Source organism: Streptomyces sp. YS-3 (assembly GCF_045257485.1).
Classification (GTDB): domain Bacteria; phylum Actinomycetota; class Actinomycetes; order Streptomycetales; family Streptomycetaceae; genus Streptomyces.
The window spans coordinates 1-1,385 of record NZ_JBJHPC010000992.1 but is presented as its reverse complement, the minus strand read 5'-3'; the positions used below and the strand labels follow the sequence as shown (position 1 = coordinate 1,385).

1 protein-coding gene is annotated in these 1,385 nt (G+C 74.8%); it reads left to right on the top strand.

Annotated features, from left to right (window positions below):
• Positions 1–1,216, top strand: a 1,216-nt coding sequence (locus ACJA3G_RS36970; protein WP_406557386.1) for an MFS transporter, incomplete at its 5' end; no start/stop codon positions are given.
• Positions 1,217–1,385: the final 169 nt, after the last annotated feature.

Sequence of the window (1,385 nt, the reverse complement as noted above, 5' to 3'; positions counted from 1 at the left end):
CGGCCCGTCCCCCGCCCCCTTCCCCGCACACTCCGAAGGAGTCACCGTGCGTCTGCGCCTACTCGTCCTCGCGTTGGGCAACTTCGCGATGGGCGTCGACACGTTCATCATCGCGCCGATCCTCGACCCCATGGCCGACGACTTCGGCGTCTCGCGTACCACCGCGGGCTGGCTGATCACCGCCTTCGCGCTGGCGTACGCCATCGGCGGGCCGCTGCTCGCCGCCGCCACCGGCCACCGGCCGCCCCGACAGCTGCTGCTCGGCGCGCTCGGCGTGTTCGCGGTCGGCAACGCGCTCACCGCCGTGGCCGGGGACTACTCCTGGGCCATGGCCGGGCGGGTGGTGGCCGGCGCCGGAGCCTCCATGTACACCGCCAACTCCCTCGCCGTGGCACGGGCGATGGTGCCGCCCGAGCGGGCCGGACGGGCGGCGGCGCTGGTGGTGGGCGGGCTGACCGCGGCCATCGTGCTCGGTCTGCCGCTGGGCGCCTGGCTGGGCGACGAGGCGGGCTGGCGCGCGGCCCTGTGGCTGGTGGTCGGGCTCACCGCGGCGGCCACCGCCGGTATCGCGGCGACCGTGCCGCGGCTGGAGGGACAGGCGGCGACGACCCTGCGGGCCCGGCTCGCGCCGCTCGGGCAGCCGCGCGTCCTGGTCACGCTGATCGCCACCTGGCTCTGCCTGAGCACCAGTTGGACCGTCTACAACTACATCGACGAGGTGATGGACGAGGCGACCGGCGGCGACGCGGGCCGCACCTCGCTGATCCTGCTCTGCTTCGGCATCGGGGCGGTGTCGGGCAACCTGCTCACCGGGCGCCTCACCGACCGGATCGGGCCGGTGCGGACCATCACCGTCGCCGCCCCGCTCCTGGTCACCGCCGCGACGCTGACCCCGCTGCTCTCCACGTCGCTGGGCGCGGGCATCGCGCTGGCCGTCGCCTGGGGCGTGTGCCACTGGATGATCAACGTGCCGCAGCAGATGCGGCTGGTGGCGACCGCGCCGCAGTCCGCCCCGCTCCTGCTCGGTCTGCACCAGAGCACCATCTACATCGGGATCAGCACCGGGGGCGTGGCCGGTGCCGCCGGCTACGCCGCCGACGGCGCCTCGGGCGTCGGCTGGGCCGCGCTCGTCGTGGGGATCGTGGCGCTGGGCGTCCTCGCGCTCTCCCTGCGCATCAACCGGCCGGCCGCGGCCCCGGTGCTGATCCCGATGTAGATGGTGCTCTGGTGCAGACCGAGCAGGAGCGGGGCGGACTGCGGCGCGGTCGCCACCAGCCGCATCTGCTGCGGCACGTTGATCATCCAGTGGCACACGCCCCAGGCGACGGCCAGCGCGATGCCCGCGCCCAGCGACGTGGAGAGCAGCGGGGTCAGCGTCGCGGCGG